The sequence below is a fragment of the uncultured Shimia sp. genome (assembly GCF_947498095.1).
Lineage (GTDB): Bacteria > Pseudomonadota > Alphaproteobacteria > Rhodobacterales > Rhodobacteraceae > Shimia.
Window position 1 is genome coordinate 35,934 of sequence record NZ_CANMJE010000008.1, and the last position, 16,089, is coordinate 52,022.

14 protein-coding genes are annotated in these 16,089 nt (G+C 56.6%); 6 read left to right on the plus strand and 8 right to left on the minus strand.

All coding sequences use genetic code 11. The annotated features are described in order from the left end of the window. The first annotated feature begins 28 nt into the window (after positions 1-28). Complete coding sequence (gene hppD / locus Q0932_RS13975; protein ID WP_299354231.1) at positions 29-1,126, plus strand: 4-hydroxyphenylpyruvate dioxygenase; 1,098 nt, start codon at positions 29-31, stop codon at positions 1,124-1,126. Positions 1,127-1,194: 68 nt separating this feature from the next. On the opposite strand, the gene Q0932_RS13980 is transcribed toward hppD, so the two are convergent. Continuing rightward, a complete protein-coding gene (locus Q0932_RS13980; protein ID WP_299354234.1) occupies positions 1,195-2,073 on the minus strand; it encodes a 1-acyl-sn-glycerol-3-phosphate acyltransferase in 879 nt (292 codons plus the stop codon). 49 nt (positions 2,074-2,122) lie between these two features. Next, the gene (locus tag Q0932_RS13985; protein WP_299354237.1) at positions 2,123-4,546 is read right to left on the minus strand and encodes a hypothetical protein; all 2,424 of its coding nucleotides are present in this window, start codon (positions 4,544-4,546) and stop codon (positions 2,123-2,125) included. 165 nt (positions 4,547-4,711) lie between these two features. On the opposite strand from Q0932_RS13985, the gene Q0932_RS13990 reads away from it, so the two are divergent. Beyond that, positions 4,712-5,395 carry an SIMPL domain-containing protein gene (locus Q0932_RS13990; protein WP_299354240.1) on the plus strand — a complete coding sequence of 228 codons (684 nt, stop codon included), beginning with the start codon at positions 4,712-4,714 and terminating at the stop codon, positions 5,393-5,395. Between the two features lie 98 nt (positions 5,396-5,493). Here Q0932_RS13990 and Q0932_RS13995 read toward each other — a convergent pair whose 3' ends face one another. The 3 genes from Q0932_RS13995 to Q0932_RS14005 all read right to left on the minus strand — a co-directional run bounded on the left by Q0932_RS13995 (position 5,494) and on the right by Q0932_RS14005 (position 8,805). Next, on the minus strand, positions 5,494-6,786 hold the full coding sequence (locus tag Q0932_RS13995) for an O-acetylhomoserine aminocarboxypropyltransferase/cysteine synthase (RefSeq protein ID WP_299354243.1): 1,293 nt from the start codon (positions 6,784-6,786) through the stop codon (positions 5,494-5,496). A 250-nt stretch (positions 6,787-7,036) separates the two neighbouring features. Further along, a complete protein-coding gene (locus tag Q0932_RS14000) occupies positions 7,037-7,735 on the minus strand; it encodes a hypothetical protein (RefSeq protein ID WP_299354246.1) in 699 nt (232 codons plus the stop codon). 56 nt (positions 7,736-7,791) lie between these two features. Then, on the minus strand, positions 7,792-8,805 hold the full coding sequence (locus tag Q0932_RS14005; protein WP_299354248.1) for a hypothetical protein: 1,014 nt from the start codon (positions 8,803-8,805) through the stop codon (positions 7,792-7,794). A gap of 122 nt (positions 8,806-8,927) precedes the next feature. Here Q0932_RS14005 and Q0932_RS14010 point away from each other — a divergent pair, with 122 nt between their 5' ends. Both Q0932_RS14010 and Q0932_RS14015 read left to right on the plus strand, forming a co-directional pair. Then, entirely contained in the window at positions 8,928-9,368 is a 441-nt protein-coding gene (locus Q0932_RS14010; RefSeq protein ID WP_299354251.1) for a hypothetical protein, read from the plus strand. Between the two features lie 157 nt (positions 9,369-9,525). Then, complete coding sequence (locus Q0932_RS14015; protein WP_299354253.1) at positions 9,526-10,446, plus strand: bile acid:sodium symporter family protein; 921 nt, start codon at positions 9,526-9,528, stop codon at positions 10,444-10,446. Here the strand turns inward: Q0932_RS14015 and Q0932_RS14020 are convergent. Beyond that, positions 10,443-11,561 carry a CaiB/BaiF CoA-transferase family protein gene (locus Q0932_RS14020; protein WP_299354256.1) on the minus strand — a complete coding sequence of 373 codons (1,119 nt, stop codon included), beginning with the start codon at positions 11,559-11,561 and terminating at the stop codon, positions 10,443-10,445. The genes Q0932_RS14015 and Q0932_RS14020 overlap by 4 nt on opposite strands. A gap of 186 nt (positions 11,562-11,747) precedes the next feature. Between Q0932_RS14020 and Q0932_RS14025 the strand changes: the two genes are divergently transcribed. Continuing rightward, positions 11,748-12,008 (plus strand): DUF3302 domain-containing protein, encoded by a 261-nt coding sequence (locus tag Q0932_RS14025; protein ID WP_299354259.1) that lies wholly within the window; start codon positions 11,748-11,750, stop codon positions 12,006-12,008. Beyond that, positions 12,005-13,132: a biotin/lipoyl-binding protein gene (locus Q0932_RS14030; RefSeq protein ID WP_299354262.1), complete on the plus strand. Its 1,128-nt coding sequence runs from the start codon at positions 12,005-12,007 to the stop codon at positions 13,130-13,132. Before Q0932_RS14025 ends, Q0932_RS14030 begins: the two co-directional genes overlap by 4 nt. A 67-nt stretch (positions 13,133-13,199) precedes the next feature. Here Q0932_RS14030 and Q0932_RS14035 read toward each other — a convergent pair whose 3' ends face one another. Together Q0932_RS14035 and Q0932_RS14040 are read right to left on the minus strand one after the other, a co-directional pair. Then, positions 13,200-13,601 carry a DUF411 domain-containing protein gene (locus tag Q0932_RS14035; protein ID WP_299354709.1) on the minus strand — a complete coding sequence of 134 codons (402 nt, stop codon included), beginning with the start codon at positions 13,599-13,601 and terminating at the stop codon, positions 13,200-13,202. Between the two features lie 188 nt (positions 13,602-13,789). After that, a complete protein-coding gene (locus Q0932_RS14040) occupies positions 13,790-15,760 on the minus strand; it encodes an elongation factor G (RefSeq protein ID WP_299354264.1) in 1,971 nt (656 codons plus the stop codon). Between the last annotated feature and the right edge of the window lie 329 nt (positions 15,761-16,089).

Consider the following 16,089-nt stretch of genomic DNA (forward strand, 5'->3'; position numbering starts at 1 on the left):
AACACATTCACCGAAGAGGAGACGCATCATGGGTCCTTTCCCGCATGACGCCCCGCGCGCTGAGATTTCTGACTATAACCCTGCTGGCACGGACGGGTTCGAGTTTGTTGAATTTGCCCATCCTGAACCACAGGAATTGCGCGATCTGTTTACGCGTATGGGGTTTGCCCATGTTGCCAACCACAAGACCAAGGCGGTCGAGCTGTGGCAGCAGGGTGATGTGACCTACATCCTCAACAATGAACCCTCCAGCTTTGCCCTGCGCTTTGTTGAAGAGCACGGTCCCTGTGCTCCGTCGATGGGCTGGCGCGTTGTAGATGCACAGAAAGCCTATGAACACGCGGTTTCCCAAGGCGCCGAGCCTTATGAGGCCGCAGACAAGACGCTGGACTGGCCCGCAATCAAAGGCATCGGCGGCAGCCTGCTCTACTTCACTGATCAGTATTACGACACCTCGCCCTATAACGAAGAGTTCGACTGGACAGTGACCTCAAAGCCGGAAGGCGACGGTTTTTACTACCTCGATCACCTGACCCACAACGTGTTCAAAGGCAACATGGACAAGTGGTTCAAGTTCTATGGCGATCTGTTCAATTTCCGTGAAATCCGGTTCTTCGACATCGAAGGCAAATTCACTGGTCTGTTCAGTCGGGCCCTCACGTCACCCTGTAATAAAATCCGCATCCCAATCAACGAAGACCGCGGAGAGACAGGACAGATCGTCAGCTACCTCAAGAAGTACAATGGCGAAGGCATCCAACACATCGCTGTGGGAACCGATGACATCTACGCCTCGACCGACAAGATTGCTGACAAGGGTCTGAAGTTCATGCCCGGCCCGAATGAGGCCTACTATAACCTCAGCTATGACCGGGTTGTCGGCCATGATGAGCCCAAAGAACGCATGATGAAACACGGCATCCTGATTGACGGCGAGGGCGTGGTGGACGGTGGTGAGACCAAAATCCTGCTGCAGATCTTCTCAAAAACCGTGATTGGCCCGATCTTCTTTGAGTTCATCCAGCGCAAGGGTGACGACGGATTTGGCGAAGGCAACTTCAAGGCATTGTTTGAATCCATCGAGCGCGAGCAGATTGAGAGCGGCGAGATCAAAGCCGCCGAATAACACGAAACGCCGGTCCAACCCGGGGAGCGAAACGTCGTTCGGCCATCGTGCCGGGCGGCGTTTTTACTTTATTCGGCGCGTTTATGCAGATGTGGCACTAAGGACTCGGCAGCTGTTTGCAAGTCATCCGGAGAGGTTCCTGCAGGCAAAGGTGCACCAAAATGAACATCGATGTCCTTGCCCAACTGGTCTGTCAGCTCGGCGAAATACCTTAGCGAGGCGATGTTGAGTGCCGTGTCTTCGCTTCGTGTCAGGCGCATCGCCAATTTGCGCAGCCCATAATAATAGGCCGAATTGGTGGCATCGATGGCGGAAGGGATGACCGGGACATCACAGTCTCGCGACACCCGCGTGGCACCAGAGCGCCACGGGCGCTCAATCAGTTTGCCATCATGCATCATCGGCACCCGACCGGCGCCAAAGATCAGCAAGGCCCGCCCCTCTACCAGATGGTCATGCATGCCGGATGTGGTGCGGTTCGTCGCGTTCAGATGCGTTTGCTTGTCAACCCGCACAGGTACAATCATATCCCGCCCCAGAAACCGCGCCATATCGGCGTTTGCAACCACCTTAAAGTCGGGCCTGCGATCCAAAAGTGCTCCGGCCTGTGCGAAGAAATCCATGGGTCCGGTTGGGTGATTGGACGCGATCAGTACAGGCCCGGTTTCAGGGACGTTTTCCAACCCGTGTGTATGAACCGTCGTGCCGCCGTTCTGTTTCAACACTTCACGGGCAAACTCAATGTCCTTGCGATCTCCCAATGCGGTTCGCAACGCCTCGGCCTCGCGCAGGCCAAAAAAGGGTTTGCCAGAGATCAGACGGCTGATGGCGTCACCGGTCTGTATCAGGCCACGCACCAATTTTAGACGTATCCGCGCGTCACTATTGATCCGCAACCGATCCATCAACTCGTCGTCCAGTGGCTGTTTTTTTCTGACAGTTGTCACGTTAGAAATGATCCGTGAGCAAGGCTAAGGGGGCGGCGCATGGTCCCGTCTAACCTTTTGGCAGTTTTAGAATGACGTTTTTCCCGGACTTCACATAGCGCAATTCGGTATCTGAAATCGTGGCCACTTTGCCGCCATCAATCCGGTCGCCCACTTGAACTTTTTTGTATCGGCCGTTCGACAACCTTACCAAGGCTCGGCGGCTTGATGTGGTTCCATAAACGCCGATCAGGTTGATTTTGTTGAGGTTTATGGCGTTGGTGATCGTGGCTTGGCGCGCGACCGAGGCGCTGCTAGGGATCGACGGAGTCACAATGGCCGCAGCTGGCGTCGCCACAACCTCATCACGCGGCGTAGCGCGGGCGACGATCTGGGACATGTTTGAAGGGCGCATCCGCGGGCGCGCCGACGTTGCCACTGCAGCAGCGGTGGGCGTGGTGTCACGCTCTTCTTTTGCTTTTGCACTTTCGGGGCGCAATCTGGGGCGGATTACGGCCAATTCGTTTAACGTGAGCCCGCCATAACTGGCGCGTTCGTTTTGTTCGATAAGGTCATCTGGCCGTGCCTTGGGGCGCGCTTTACTTAGGCGAATAAGCTCGGAAGGGGTGACGCTTTGGCCAGGTTCCGCTGCGCGTTCGGGAAAGGATTTGGGCAACACGGCGGGTTTGCCCAGATAAACCATAACGCCCTCAGGGCTCATCGCGCCTTCAGGTGTTGCGCGCACCAACCCGCGTTCATCAAGATCAAATGTCGTGCCATAGGGAACCGGGTTACTTTGAGCAACTGCGGGCCGGTCCCGTGTTTCTTCGGGCAGGGCAACAGCATCGCGGACAGCCAGCATTCGATCGATTGACGTCAGATAAAACGTGTCTGTGCTCCCGACTGGTGGCGTTTGCGGCTGCATCGGCGCGCGTTCCCAAATGCCAGTAACCGCGTAACGGGCTTCGGCCTCTTGTGGTGTCGGCGCCGTAGGATGGATTTGATCCTGTTCCGCCTCAACCGCCGCGCTATCAGTCAGGCCTGCGTCGCCACCCTCCATCGCTTCGATCTCGGCGCTGTCTGTCATTGACTCCGGGCTAACCGGGGGCAGGGCAACTGTCTCCAGCGCTTCTGTTTCTGTTGGCAGAACCTCAGTGGGCTGGCTCTCGGCCTCAAGGTCAGCGATCTGTGGTATGGGTTCAGGGCTCAGCAGCCCCGCGATCCCGTCTTCGGTAAAAAGCGACGCCCAAATTGCGACAACGGCAAGAAACACCAAAAGCACAACAGCCAGGATCAATCCCAAGTGTCGAGGCTTGCCGCCGATTTCGACATCCCGCGCGCCAAAGACGGCCATGTTGCGCCGTTCGCCTGGTTCTGAGGTCGTGGGTTCGACTGGTCGTGCCTCGGCGAGAGGCACAGGTTTCTTTGGCTTAGCGCGGGCTTCCGCTGCAGGTTTTTGACCCCGACGACTAAAGAAAGAGCTGGGGGCGCTGTCACTCTCGGTCTCTTCGATGATGTCGTCTTGTGAATGAGGTGTGGCCCTTAACCCCGCAACCACGCTTTTGGGATCAAACCTAAGCGGTGCGTCGGCGTGGGGGCCACTGCTGGCGACCGGGGGCACACTCGGTGCGTTCGTTCCTGTGACATCGCGGTCCACGCCACCAAGTTTTGCCGGCACTTCGGCAGGCGCGTCACCGGGGGCATCGCGCCGTGCACGAATGCTGGAAAAAGTTGAGATCGGAGCTTCAGGCTGTTCTAAGTCCACCTCTGGGACGACCGGCGGCGCAAGCTCTTCCGCGTCCGCTTCATCCCGAGGCTCGGCAGTGGCCTCGGGTTCTGCAACCGCTGCCGCCTCGACTGTATCGCTTGGGATTTTCGGCTCTGCAATGGACTCTGGGTCTTCGACGATAGGCGGCTCAGGTTCTGGGACAGGTGCGGCCTCCAATGGACCCTGACCGGTCACAGCAATAATATCGTCATCGGCGTCCAGTGGCTCGCCGTTCAGCAGTTTCGACGCCGCCTTTGTCAGATCAAAGGTCGGCTCGTTCGGATAGCCACCCTCAGGTGGGATCGCGACAAAGCTGACCGGGTTGAAGTGGTTCTCAACAGCAAAGGCTTCGGCCTCGGCAAGCGTCTCGCGGGCCACTGCGGCAACATGGGTCTTGCGTCCATCCGCGACCACATCAAACGCGAGGTCCTCAACACGATAAGGCGTTGCGCCCAACAGGGCATCGGTCGCCGCAGCCTCACGTTTTGCACGTGAACCCCGTCCGGTCTCGATGTGCAGGTACTTAATCTGGTCGTTTGGCAGGATCAGCTTCGTACGGAAATCCGCGCCATCCACCTCCTCGGCAAGCGCACGTAGAGCTTCCAGTTCGGCGCCTAAATCGTCCGAAGCCAAAGACGCATCGCCCAAGCGGTGCCAGCCGTTTTCTACGCGGCAGAGCAGGCTGATGCCCTCAAAAGACAGGGACAGTGCGATGTTCGGCTTCATACGGTGGCTCTAACACTCAGTCATTGCGAAACGTTGCGTTTCATCATTTACAAGATTTTATAGCAGCTTCCTGCCGAAAGGAAGAAAAAGACAGGGTAAGACCGAGAAGTTTGGCGGGATGCTGCTAGAGTACGGTCAATGAGATTAGTCATGGAAAGGCTGAACATGAGATTTTTCTGGGTTTTTATGGCGTTATGGGCCGTTGCTTTACCTGTCCAAGCAGGGTCGGGACAAATTGTCGTCACCGGCCAAGGCACGGTGGATAGCGTTCCCGATCTGGCAGTGATTACACTGGGCGTGAGCCATCAACGCGAAGCTGCAGGGGACGCCGTGAAAGAGGTGGCCGTGACCTCGGGGGCGATCCTGAATGCGTTGAAAGAGATGGGCGTCGAAGGACGCGACATGCAGACTAGCAACCTGTCGCTGTCGCCGGTCTGGGACAATCGCACATCCGGGCAAGCCCCTAAGGTGGCAGGGTACGAAGCCAGAAATCAAGTGACTGTCCGTGTGCGGGACCTGGCCGTTCTGGGAGAGATCCTGGGCCAAGTCACCGCGAGTGGCGCGAACCGCTTTCAGGGCTTGCAGTTTGCCTTGCAAAACCCTCGGCCAGCCCTTGACGAAGCACGTCGACGTGCCGTCGCGGATGGGCTGTCGCGCGCAGAACTCTATGCCGAAGCAGCTGGCGTTCGTTTGGGCCCGCTCGTGGAAATCCGAGACGGCTTCGAAGCCGGGCCGCATCCTATGCCAATGATGCGCGAAGCCATGGCATCTGACATGGCGATGCCGGTGGCCGAAGGGGACTTGAGTCTGAGCGCGACCGTGACCATGACTTACGAAATCGCCGAATAACGGACTATAAGCACAGGTGAGCCGTGCCACGCATCTGGTTCAAAAAACAAAAAAAGCCGCGCTAAATGCGCGGCTTTTCATGTGTTTGGCGCCTGGCTTTAGCCGTGGGCTTTGTTCAGGGCCTGATCAAGGTCAGCCATCAGGTCTTTAGCTGTCTCGGTACCGATTGAGATTCGTACCACGTTCGGGCCCGCGCCTGCGGCGTCCTGTTGCTCAGGTGTCAGCTGACGGTGTGTCGTCGAGGCCGAATGGATCACCAGTGAGCGCGTGTCACCAAGGTTGGCCACATGGCTGAAGATCTCAAGGCTGTCCACGAACTTGACGCAAGCATCATAGCCACCCTTCAGAGTCACAGTGAACAGCGCGCCCGCACCCTTCGGGCAAACGGTCTCAACGCGACTATTGTAGGGCGATGATGGCAGACCAGCATAGGTCACAGCCTCAACATGGTCGTGGCCTTCCAGCCAGCTTGCTACGGTCATGGCGTTTTCGACGTGACGCTCCATCCGCAAAGACAAGGTCTCGATTCCCATCAACGTGTAATGCGCGGCTTGAGGGTTCATGGTCATGCCAAGATCACGCAGGCCAATCGCAATGCCGTGGAAGGTAAAGGCCAGCGGACCAAAGGTCTCGGCGAACTTCAACCCGTGATAGGCAGGCTCGGGTGCTGAGAGTGATGGGAACTTGTCGCTGGCGGTCCAGTCAAACTTGCCTGAATCCACGACGCAGCCACCAGTGACGGTGCCGTTGCCGGTCAGGTATTTAGTGGTCGAGTGCACAACCAGCGTGGCCCCCAGTGCAATCGGGTTACACAGGTAAGGCGTGGCCGAGGTATTGTCGACGATCAGTGGCACGCCAGCATTGTCGGCAATCGCGGCGATGGCCGGGATGTCGGTGATGTACCCGCCGGGGTTGGCAACGGATTCGCAGAATACGGCGCGGGTGTCGTCGTCGATCGCAGCAGCAACCGCGGCCTCATCGTCAAAGTCGACAAACTTGGCCGACCAGCCAAACCGCTTGATGGTCTGGTTCAGCTGCGTGACCGTGCCGCCATAAAGACGGGTCGATGCGACAACGTTGGTGCCGGGTCCCATCAATGGGAACAGGGCCATGATCTGGGCCGCGTGGCCCGAGGAACAGCATACGGCGCCCACACCCCCCTCAAGCGTGGCGATGCGTTCCTGCAGAACGGCCACGGTCGGGTTGGTCAGACGGGAATAAATGTACCCCACTTCCTGAAGGTTAAAGAGGGCTGCCGCGTGCTCGGCATCGCGGAACACATATGCTGTAGTCTGATAAATCGGTGTCTGCCGCGCACCGGTTGCCGGATCAGGCCGGGCACCAGCGTGAATTTGAAGCGTGTCGAAACCGTAGTCTTGTCCTTCGGACATGGATAATCCTCCCAGTAATATTGTTTGGGAAAATGTTTAAGGGGTGTCGCCTTGGCCTGCAACGCGTTAGCCGGTGAAAGAACGCTGTTCTGAGAATGCGAAGCGCGGCAGGAAATTTCTCTTGCGACCTAGTGGGCACTAGGCTGTTGGTTTCGAGGAAAAAGCGCCGATGGCCGCAACAACAAGGCCTATAGACCAAACAAGAAGCTGACAGACCCAGCGATTTACCCGTACAGACGGGCAGAGGTGGTCAGGCGGTTCTTTCAAGCACAATCACGCGAGCTCTGTATTCCTTGTTAATGCGGCGGGTGTTGATCGCATCCAGAAGTCTGGCTTTGCCCTCAAATAGATTGCTGAGCATGTCGACCAGCAGACCGTATTCGATGCCAAAGGGGTCCAGAGCATTGGCGGCATCCGGAGATTGACCTTTGGTGTGGTCTAGGAACATCCGGCCGCCGACTTTCAGGGACGCGACCCAAGATTTGAATGCGGCTTCCGGATCAAACGCGTGATCCCATGAGTTTGAATAGATAAAGTCCGCCTTGCCCTTCCATTCGGGGTTTTCTTTGTGAAAATCCCACTGAACTGTGTTTGGGAACTGATCTGCAGTATCTGAGATTTCGGTACCGATCACATTCGGCTCGCCCGTCAGGTGGGTTCTGAACCATGCCTGTTCGGCGCCCCGGCGCGTCCCTTGGCAAATGCCAAACGCAACCTGACCCATTTCTTCGTTGATGTAGTTGGACAAGATCTTGATGTGGCTTTCGCGCACAAATTGCTTGCCGAGCTTTGCTTTGTTGCCGGCGATCTGAACTTCGCGGTAGGTGTCGAGGTCGGGATATTGATGCAGGACGTAGCCGTCTTTTTCGATGCGCTTGTTCCCAGCCTTTTCCTGTGCGTTCAACACGGCCTGCTTGAAAACACCGATTTTCTTTTTCTTCTGTTCCATCTTCGTGCCTAACCTCGCAGTTACATCAGCGCTTGCGCATCTGTCCTATGGGTGAGTTACCGCATCCAAAATCCATTGCGTTTGATTTTGTTCCGGATCGCCTGTTCTTTCCGGGGCAGGTTATCACGATCGAACAATTCCCGCACCTTCTGGCCGCGTCCCTGAAAGATCATGCGCTTCATCGGATCGTATTGCTTTAGCACCTTCTTGACCTTGTTGGGGGCGGCGATCTCTTCAAGCACCTCAACAACGCGGTCGTTTTCGCGAGCGTAGAGCAGCGGTAACATGCGGTAGTGGCATGAGACGTCGCCGTCCAGATATCCCTCGGGCAGCGTGTCGTGGGCGCCGCCAAAAGAGTGGATCACAAGCGGCAACACAACCTGATCCAGCCATGGATCAAGGCTTTGACAAACCAGTTCCCGGGGGGCGTTCCAGCGGACTTCGGCCGCATAATCGGAAAAGCGACGACCAAATTCATGCGGGCAGGTGTAATAGAAATAGCCTGCGTTGAAATAGAGATAGCGGCGCCAGTATTCATCGGGCCACGACAGGTCTAGTGAGCTTTCAAAGTCCAGTCCAAACCGGTCATAGAGAGATTTCCACGTCTCGTTGTAACCGGGGCCATAGAGTTCGATGGTCGGCCAAGTGCCTTCAACCCGACGCGAGGCGCTGGGTCTCGCGAAATCGAAGGGCACCGACATGATATCACCGGTGATCAGCGTGTCGGTGTCAAAGAACACAAACGGCTCACCCTTGGGCATGGCCATCAGGCCTTCGATCTTGTTGCCATAAGGGTAGGACTGGCCAAATCGGGCATTTTGAAACGGCACGATCTCGGCATCCAGTGCCTCAAGCGTTTCGCGTATGTCGTCACGGCGAATACTGGGATCATCCTTCCAGTTCGGCCCTGGCTGGGGTTCAGCAACGATCAGCCGGCCATTGAAGTCGGGGCTGTTGGCACGCAATGACGCGGCAAACAGGATCGCCTCATATTGCAGGCGCCCGTTTTGGCCTACGATCATGATGTTGAATTTAGGCGTTTTTTGCGTTTTGGAGGCTTTTCTTGCCATTTTGCTTACTGCCCTGCACCATACTTGCAGCAACTATAGGCTGGGCCACGCGCCTGCAAAAGGCTGGAATTTCCGAATTGCGTTGATGTGTGGCGGGATTGGTAAACAGAGAGGGTTTAAAGATGTTCCGAGCGATGACGTGGGCCATAGTGGCCATGCTTGTGGGAGGGGCGGTTGGGGCCGAGACACCGACAGAGGCCGAAGATCAGACCGTCACCGGGCAATTCTTGACAGCGACCGAAGTGCGCCCGATCCTTGGCGCAACTCAAGGCAATTGGATAGCGGTCCGCGAGTTCAACGGACAAGACTTGCTGTATTTTACCCATCTGTTGTCGTGGCGATGCGGGCTATATGGCATCAGTTTTGCGATCAATGGTGGAGAAATGCAGGACTTCCCTATGGCCGCGTGTGATGTGAATGCGCCCATGACAATCCCACCTGATGCCGTGATCTATCTGGAGTATCCGCTTGGGTCGATTGAGACGATAGATGTCGAGTTGCTCTACGATGACCTTGGAACAGGGGCTGCACAGTTTCAGCGACAGAACGTAATGACGCCTTGATTGGGGCGTCCACCGTTCTGATACGTGCCAATCCGACCAATTTTGACTGAGAATTCCTTAACCTTTCCTTGCTCAAGGGTGCATTTACGTGGAGTAATCACTCGATAGAAGGGTGGTAACCACATGTGTTGACCGCCCCGCCAATGGGAGTCTGCCAATGAGCAATGTCGATCAAGTCGTCCTGAACTTCAGTCCCGGATCGCTCAACTTGCTAAACGGTATCCTCGCGGTGGTGATGTTTTCGATCGCGATCGACCTCACACCTGCAGATTTCAAACGGCTGGCCAAGGCACCCAAACCCCTGCTGACGGGATTGGCGTCGCAATTCATCGTTTTGCCTTTGCTGACCTTCGGGTTGGTCCTGCTGACACAGCCTCAGCCTTCAATTGCGCTGGGCCTGATCCTGGTTGCAGCCTGTCCCGGCGGTAATATCTCGAACTTTATCACTCATCGCGCAGGCGGCAATTCGGCATTGTCGGTGTCGATGACGGCCTTTTCCACCGTGAGCGCGATCTTTCTGACCCCGTTCAATATTGCGTTCTGGGGCAGTCTTTATGCGCCAACCCGTGAGATCCTTAAGGCGACGTCGGTCGATCCAGTGGCGGTTGCGATAACTGTGGGGTTCATGCTGGTCTTGCCGTTGATCCTGGGCGTAACGCTCAATGTCAAACGCCCTGACATCACCGCTCGAATGCGAACACCGCTGCAATGGTTGTCGATGGCGATCTTTATTGCCTTCGTGGCTGCGGCGTTGATGGCGAACTGGTCGTTGTTCCTGCAATGGGCGGGCATGGTTGCTGCGCTGGTCCTGATGCATAACGCGCTGGCGCTGGGCGGGGGATACTCGCTGGCGCGGATCGCGGGCCTTTCCGAGTTTGACCGTCGCGCCGTGACAATTGAAACCGGCATACAGAACTCTGGTCTGGGTCTGGTCCTGATCTTTGCCTTTTTCCAAGGGCTGGGAGGCATGGCCGTTGTCGCGGCGTTCTGGGGGATTTGGCACATCCTGTCCGGCATCGCGCTGGCAGGCTATATGAACCGGACCGTCGCTGTGCGAGAAGCGCCGATTAAGTCTTAGAGCTTGGGTTTGCCGCCACCCAGAATAGGCGCTGTGCGATCCAGCGCCAACTCCGCATCTGAAAACTTCCAGGGCCCCCGGACACCCGGCACCCCTTCGGGCGAGATTTGCATGCCGCGCGCAATGACTTGCGGGTCGGCAAACGTCTCGCCAATGGCATTGATCGGCCCGGCGGGCACTGTGGCAGCCTCAAGCGCTGTCAGAAGATCTGATGAGGACCACTTGGCCGTTTCCTGCTCTAACGTTTCGGTCAGCGCATCGCGGTTCTCTACTCGCAGCTGGTTGCTGGAATAGCGCGCATCTTCGGCCAGATCGCCGCGTTTCAGCACGCCACAAAGCCGTTGAAACTGTCCGTCATTTCCTACGGCGAGGATGATATGGCCGTCTGATGTGGCAATCACCTGATAGGGTGTGATGTTGGGATGTGCGTTGCCCTTGCGCGCTGGGCTGTCGCCCGTGGCGAGAAAGTTCATCGCTTGATTGGCCAGCATGGCTGTGGCGCAATCCAGGAGCGACATATCGATGTGTTGCCCTTTACCGGTGCGGTGGCGCTGTTCAACTGCTGCCAGCACACCAATTGTACCGTAGAGCCCGGTGACCACGTCGGTCACGGCAACGCCAACTTTTTGCGGCTGACCGTCTGGTTCACCTGTGATCGACATCAGGCCGGACATGCCTTGGATCATAAAATCATATCCGGCGCGCGTGGCATAGGGGCCGTCCTGTCCAAACCCTGTGATCGAGCAATAGATCAGCCGCGGATTGACTGCTATCAGGCTATCATAGTCCAATCCGTATTTTGCCAACCCACCCACTTTGAAGTTCTCGATCAGTATGTCGGCCTCGGCGACGAGGGCCCGTACACGCGCCTGTCCTTCAGGCGTGCGAAAATCGACCACTTCCGAGGTTTTTCCACGGTTTGCCGAATAGAAATAGGCTGCACTTTTGTCGCCATCACGTTCTATGAACGGAGGTCCCCATTTACGCGTGTCGTCGCCTTGAGGGCTTTCCAGCTTGATAACCTCAGCGCCCAGATCCGCCAACGATTGCCCGATCCACGGCCCGGCAAGAATGCGGGCCATTTCGATGACTTTCAGACCTTGCAAAGGTTTCATTGTGCACTCCTGTCGCCAAAAAGGCATCGCGGGTCATAGCCAATTTCTTCCGCATTGAGTAATGTCTAGAGGCGCCACAAAGGTGACGCAACGTGAATTTGATCAAATGTTGTTCTGTGTTTTGATATTTCTCCGAAAAGAGCGATGTTTGAATCAGCGCGTGGTTGCAAAGGCTAGGAGATTGTTTTGGACGGATTAATGATATTTGCCTGGATTGTGTTTATCCTTTTGATTGCACTGGTTCTGGGGCTTTTTGTTTTCCTGGCTATGTTGCCGGGAAAAATCGCGACATCGCGCAATCACCCTCAGGCCGAAGCCGTCAATGTTGCCGGATGGCTCGGGGCCCTGGCAATGGGCGTGTTCTGGCCGCTGGCGCTGGTCTGGGCCTTTTACATCTCACCGGGTCAAAAACTGCCCGACGCAGACGACGCGGAGGCCGCATCATGATTATTGTTCTGACATTGCCGTATGTGGCGCTGCTTTATCTTCTGATGCGCGCCAAGATCATCCCTAATAGCCCCGCGGTATGGGGTTCTGTGTTGGGCTGGATCACGCTCTTGCTGATCTTCTTGTTTATTCCCATGCAATGGGGGGCGCCTTCGGGGTCTACCGCTGTTTTAACCCGTGTGGTGCAGGTGGTTCCGAATGTTTCGGGACAAGTGATCGAAGTCAGTGTTGAAGCAAATGAACCTCTGTCAAAAGGCGATGTTCTGTTCCGCATTGACCCGGACCCCTTTCAACAGGCCGTGGACATGTCCGAAGCCTCGCTTGTGCGCGTAAAGACACAGTCAAAACAGGATCTGGAAGCTCTTGAAGATGCGCGCGCCAGTTTGCGTCAGGCCGAAGCTGCGCTGGAACTCGCGCAGTCGCGTTATGACGATGACAAGAAACTGGTCGAGGCCGAGGTGTATTCCGAAAACCGTCTGGAACGGCGCCAGTCGGATCTGGATCAGGCCACAGCCGTTGTAGATTCAGCCAAATCTGCAGTGTCTCGGGCTGCAGCCGAAGTTGGGGCTGTTATGGAAGATGGCACCACAGCAAAAGTTGCCGAAGCACAAGCGGCGCTGGAACAGGCGGTTTGGAACCTTGAACAGACCGTCGTGCGCGCCCCAAGTGAAGGCTATGTCACAAATCTGGCGCTCGCCGTTGGGCAACGTGCCGTCAACCTGCCGATCGCGCCGTCAATGGCGTTTGTCGACACCAGCGAAGAAGTGTTGGTCGCTCAAATCAATCAGGTGCACTTGCGCCACATCGAGCCTGGACAAAGCTTTGAGCTGGCGATGAAAAAACGCCCGGGCCAGATATTTACCGGAACGGTTGAGATTGTCGTGCCGGCTATGTCTGGCGGTCAGGCTCAGGTCAGTGGCACAGTTGCGGGGGCATCGCAAATTGTGGCTGAACCCTTTGCGGTGAGGCTGCAGCTTGATGATGCCGAGGCGATGGCGGATCTTGGCCCCGGGTCGGTTGGAACGGTTGCTATCTATACCAACAGCGTGGCTGCCACCCATATCATCCGACGGGTGATGATCCGGATTGAGGCCATCATGAACTACGTCAATCCCGCACTATAACTATCTGACAAGAATAGTTAAAGGCGCGCCAAACCTGGGCGCGCCTTTTGCGTTGTAGGGATAAGCTTCAGGCGGCCGGATACTTGGCGAAGACGTCTGCCGTGCCATCTTTGCGCACCAGAAAGACAGAGTACGCCTCACGCTCAGTCTCTGGTCCCATACCCGGTGAACCATAAGGCATGCCCGGCACAGTCAAGCCAACGGCATCCGGGCGTTCCTTTAACAAGCGCAGGATGTCTGCTGGTGGCACGTGCCCCTCGATCAGGTAGCCCTCAACCACGCCGGTGTGACAGGACATCATTTCCTCGTTCAGGCCATTGTCCAGTTTGAACCGAACCAACGCCCCGCGGCTGACGTTATGGGCAGAAGCGTCAAACCCGCTGTTTTGCAGAATGTCGATCCAGGCATTGCAGCAACCACAATCAGGGTCTTTGTAAACTTTGATCTCTGGCCGTGTGGACGCCAGCATGGGCGACGCAACTGAGGCACCAAGTGTGGTGAGAAAAAACCGACGGGTAAAAGGCATGACGCCTCCTTTGAAATTGGGCGCATTGAGCGCGTGTTGTTGAAACCTTAGCCAAAACCGCTCTGACAATAAATGACCAGAATCAACAAGGTCCGACGCGCTCTACGAGAGCCGCCGGAAGCCTTGTTTACTCAGACCTTTTGCAGATGATCAAACGCGCTCACGTGGGTGCCGACCCCCAGCGAAACGGAACGCAACTCGGTCACGATATCCATCATCTCGACCTGCGGGATCAACGCCTGAATTTCGTCCCATCCGGACCAGCCGGGTTTTGCGTCAAATCCCATCAACTGCCCGCGTCGTCCGGTCACAATACGCTGCACCTTGGGGGTGAATTCGGACGGAGCCGACAGGCGGACCTTTTGAACCGGTTCCAGTTTGATCGGTTTGCATCGGGGCAGGGCTTCGGTCATGGCTTTGACCGCTGCCTTCTGAAACGCCATGTCAGAGCTGTCGACATTGTGGTGACCGCCATCGGTGAGCGTCACAGCAATATCCACGATCGGATGCCCGTTCGGGCCCTTTGCCAGAAAGGCTCGGACACCTTTTTCAACCGCCGGAATGTACTGTTTTGGCACCGCCCCCCCAACGATCCTGTCGCCAAAGACAAATCCCGCGCCGCGCGGCAATGGTTTGATCTCAATCTCGACATCGGCAAACTCGCCATGTCCGCCAGATTGCTTTTTGTGGCGCGCCTTTTGCGTTGTGCCTGCCGTGATGGTTTCGCGGTATGGCACGCTTGGGGTGGTTTGCGTCAGCACGAGCCCCGAATCTGCCTCTAATGCGCTCAAGCCCAGTTGCAGCTGGATTGCACCTTGTCCAGCCAGCGTCAGCTCACCGGTTTCCTGTGCGTGCTCGGCGACTATGGACGGGTTTGCTTCGGTCAATCTGGCAAGCGCTGCGGACAGGCGCACTTCGTCGGTATGGTGCTCGGTGTGCAGCGCCAAGGCATACATCGGGGCAGGGGGGCTTGGCCAATCGGCAGTTTCTTTGCCACCTTCCATCAGCAGGTCACCGGTCTTTACGTCAGCCATGCGTCCCAAAGAGACGATGGCGCCCGTGCTCGCCTTGCCGGCAAGGTCCGACTTTGGCCCAAGATGGCGCCGCACATTGGCCACGCGATCACCGTTCAACACGTCGCCATCGCCAACCTCTCCGTTCCAGACACGGACAAATGACAGTTTGCCAGCCTTGCCCGCATGGGCCGTGCGGAACACCTGAGCAACTTTGCCAGAGTTCGGCAGCCCCAATCTATCGCGGGTCGCAACAGGCCCCGGCGCATCGTGGCGCAACGCCTTCATCAATCGGTTGATGCCGTTTTCGTTTTCAGCCGAGCCAAAGAACACCGGTACGATCAGGTCCTTGCTCAGATCACGCACAACGTTTTCATAAACTTCACTTGTCGATGGCACCACGTCTTCGAGCAATTCCATCATCAGGTCGTCATCAAAATCTGCGAGGGATTCCAACATCATGGAGCGCGCTTCTCCTTCGGCTTCCTCCAGTTCCGTTGGCAGTGTGATCATTTCAGAGCGCTTGTGCGGCTCCCAACGCCAAGCGCGTTCGCTGACGAGATCAACCATGCCCGAGACGTGACCCTCGTCATCCCGGATTGGGATCTCTCTCAACAACAGAGGCCGGATGGATACCCCTTGTATGGCCTCAAACGTGGCCCGCACCGAGGCATCCTCGTGATCCATCTTGTTGATGTAAATGACATGCGGAATGTCGCGGTCATCCAGAAATCGAAGGATCGGCGACAGGGTCACGGCGCGTTCGGGTTTGGGGTCGCACACGACCACAGTGACGTCAGAGACCATCATGGCGCATTGTGCGTCATAGGTCAGCTCAACTGATCCGGGGCAGTCGATCACTGTCCAGGGGTCACCAAGATAGTCGAATGAGGCAATATTCATCTCGGTCGTCATATTCCGAGCGCGCGCCTCGGGGGCCGCATCGCCAAGGCTGGTGCCATCCTTCACCGATCCGCGGCGCGGGATAGCGGACGCAGCGAACAGAATGTCTTCGAACAGGGTGGTCTTGCCGCTGGAATATGGCCCGACAAGAGCCGCCACACGGGCGCCGGGGTTGGTTTCTGACATGATGTTCCTCCGTTCAGCCGACATTCAGTTGATGCAGACCGAAACACAGGGACATCCGAAACCCTGCGGTTCGGTTCCTGAACAGTCCTAGGAGTTCACCAAGCCGTCTATGACTTGAGTCAATTCACGGACGGCAAATGCCCATCCCGGTGATGTTTTTTGAAAAAGAAAGTGGTGGTGGAAGCAGTCTCTATCGAACTGGTCCCAGCCTGAGAATCCCTGTTAACAGGGAAGATACAGGGAACACTCGCGACATTGGGCTGGATCTGACAGATTTTGGCGGTTCCGGTATGGTTTTCGGGAGCGTTTACAGAAGTTTAAGAGGCGTT

Coding starts and splice junctions, on each gene's coding strand:
- Q0932_RS14010 (WP_299354251.1), top strand. CDS start 8,928: ATGTTCCGAGCGATGACGTGGGCCATAGTGGCCATGCTTGTGGGAGGG.
- Q0932_RS14020 (WP_299354256.1), bottom strand. CDS start 11,561: ATGAAACCTTTGCAAGGTCTGAAAGTCATCGAAATGGCCCGCATTCTT.
- Q0932_RS14000 (WP_299354246.1), bottom strand. CDS start 7,735: ATGGAACAGAAGAAAAAGAAAATCGGTGTTTTCAAGCAGGCCGTGTTG.
- Q0932_RS14040 (WP_299354264.1), bottom strand. CDS start 15,760: ATGTCAGAAACCAACCCCGGCGCCCGTGTGGCGGCTCTTGTCGGGCCA.
- Q0932_RS14005 (WP_299354248.1), bottom strand. CDS start 8,805: ATGGCAAGAAAAGCCTCCAAAACGCAAAAAACGCCTAAATTCAACATC.
- Q0932_RS14035 (WP_299354709.1), bottom strand. CDS start 13,601: ATGCTGGCGTCCACACGGCCAGAGATCAAAGTTTACAAAGACCCTGAT.
- Q0932_RS13990 (WP_299354240.1), top strand. CDS start 4,712: ATGAGATTTTTCTGGGTTTTTATGGCGTTATGGGCCGTTGCTTTACCT.
- Q0932_RS14030 (WP_299354262.1), top strand. CDS start 12,005: ATGATTATTGTTCTGACATTGCCGTATGTGGCGCTGCTTTATCTTCTG.
- Q0932_RS13995 (WP_299354243.1), bottom strand. CDS start 6,786: ATGTCCGAAGGACAAGACTACGGTTTCGACACGCTTCAAATTCACGCT.
- Q0932_RS13985 (WP_299354237.1), bottom strand. CDS start 4,546: ATGAAGCCGAACATCGCACTGTCCCTGTCTTTTGAGGGCATCAGCCTG.
- hppD (WP_299354231.1), top strand. CDS start 29: ATGGGTCCTTTCCCGCATGACGCCCCGCGCGCTGAGATTTCTGACTAT.
- Q0932_RS14015 (WP_299354253.1), top strand. CDS start 9,526: ATGAGCAATGTCGATCAAGTCGTCCTGAACTTCAGTCCCGGATCGCTC.